This is a genomic window from Jatrophihabitans sp. (assembly GCF_035474675.1).
GTDB lineage: Bacteria > Actinomycetota > Actinomycetes > Mycobacteriales > Jatrophihabitantaceae > Jatrophihabitans_A.
This window is the reverse complement of record NZ_DATINC010000008.1, coordinates 1-2,208: the sequence shown is the minus strand read 5'-3', so window position 1 is coordinate 2,208 and position 2,208 is coordinate 1. Positions and strand designations below refer to the sequence as shown.

At 71.8% G+C, this 2,208-nt stretch carries 1 protein-coding gene; it reads left to right on the top strand.

Annotated elements, in window-relative coordinates:
- Nucleotides 1-2,208 (top strand): type I DNA topoisomerase (gene topA, locus VLJ82_RS00425; protein WP_408661343.1); only part of this gene is annotated, 2,208 nt, incomplete at both ends.

Genomic DNA, 2,208 nt, shown 5'->3' with positions numbered 1-2,208 from the left:
GCAGCAGGTCAGCAAGCTCAGGGCGCTGGTCAAGGACGCCGACGAGGTGTACCTGGCCACCGATGAGGACCGCGAGGGCGAGGCGATCGCCTGGCACCTGGTGCAGACGCTCAAGCCGTCGGTGCCGGTGCGCCGGATGGTGTTCCACGAGATCACCCCGGCCGCCATCGCCCGCGCGGTGGCCGAGCCGCGTGACATCGACGCCCACCTGGTCGACGCCCAAGAGACCCGGCGGATCCTGGACCGGCTCTACGGCTACGAGGTCTCGCCGGTGCTGTGGAAGAAGGTGCTGCCGAGGCTGTCGGCCGGCCGGGTGCAGTCGGTGGCCACCCGGATCGTGGTGGAGCGGGAGCGCCAGCGGATGGCCTTCCGGACCGCCAACTACTGGGATATCGAGGGCACCTTCAGCCCCACCGCTCACCCGAAGGGTGATGCTGTAAATCCAGCGACCTTCAGCGCCACCCTGGTCGCCCTCGGCGACGAGCGGATCGCCACCGGCCGGGACTTCGACCCGGCGACCGGCCGGGCCTCCTCGGAGGTGCTGCACCTGGACGAGTCCGGTGCCCGGGGGCTGGCCGCCCGGCTGGCGGACGCGGACTTCGCGGTCACCCGGGTCGAGGAGAAGCCGTACCGGCGCCGGCCCTACCCGCCGTTCATGACCTCGACGCTGCAGCAGGAGGCCGGCCGCAAGCTCCGCTGGTCGTCCCAGGTCACCATGCGGGTGGCCCAGCGGCTGTACGAGAACGGCTACATCACCTACATGCGTACCGACTCGACGAACCTGTCCGAGACGGCGCTGACCGCGGCCCGGTCCCAGGCCCGCGACCTGTACGGCGACGCCTACGTCCCGGCCGAGCCGCGGCACTACAGCCGCAAGGTGAAGAACGCCCAGGAGGCGCACGAGGCGATCCGGCCGGCCGGCGACACCTTCCGCACCCCGGGCCAGCTGGCCTCGGCGCTGTCGTCGGAGGAGTTCCGGCTCTACGAGCTGATCTGGCAGCGCACCCTGGCCTCGCAGATGTCCGACGCGGTCGGCACCACCGTCTCGGTCCGGCTGGCCGGCACCTCGGTGACCGGCGAGCGGGCCGAGTTCGCCACCTCGGGCCGCACCATCACCTTCCCCGGCTTCCTGCGCGCCTACGTCGAGGACATGGACGAGGACTCCTCCGGCTCGTCCGACTCCGGCCGGGACGACAGCGAGAAGCGGCTGCCGCAGCTGGCCCGGGGCGACGCGCTCGGGGTGCGGGCGCTGGAGCCGACCGGGCACTCGACCAATCCGCCGGCTCGCTACACCGAGGCCTCGCTGGTCAAGGCGCTGGAGGAGCTGGGCATCGGACGGCCGTCCACCTACGCCTCGATCATGCAGACCATCCAGGACCGCGGCTACGTCTGGAAGAAGGGTTCGGCGCTGGTGCCGTCCTGGGTGGCCTTCGCGGTGGTGGGGCTGCTGGAGGGGCACTTCGGCCGGCTGGTGGACTACGGCTTCACCGCCTCGGTGGAGAACGACCTGGACTCGATCGCCGGCGGCAACACCTCGCGGGTGGACTGGCTGCGCCGGTTCTACTTCGGGGCCGCCGAGGGCGAGCGCCGGCCGGACGAGGGGCGGATCTCGGCACAGGGCGGGCTGAAGAAGCTGATCGCCGAGCGGCTGGAGGACATCGACGCGCGCGGGGTGAACTCCATCCAGCTGTTCGGCCCGGACTCCGACACCGTGGTGCGGGTCGGCCGGTACGGGCCGTACGTGCAGCAGGGCGGTCCGGACTCCGAGCGGCGCGCCTCGGTGCCCGAGGACCTGCCGCCGGACGAACTGACGCCGGAGAAGGTGGAGGAGCTGCTGTCCGCCCCGTCCGGTGACTACACGATCGGGGTCGATCCGGCGACCGGCCGGGAGATCACCGGGCGCAACGGCCGGTTCGGGCCGTACGTCACCGACGGCGAGCGGACCGCCTCGCTGTTTCAGGGGATGTCGCTGGACACGTTGAGCCTGGAGGACGCGTCCCGGCTGCTCACGCTGCCCCGGGTGGTCGGCGTCGATCCCGCCGCCGAGGATGCCTCTGCCGCCGAGATCACCGCGCAGAACGGCCGGTACGGGCCCTACATCAAGCGCGGCAACGACTCCCGGTCGCTGGAGTCGGAGGAGCAGCTGTTCACCGTCACCCTGGAGCAGGCGCTGGCGATCTTCGCCCAGCCCAAGACCCGGGGCCGGCG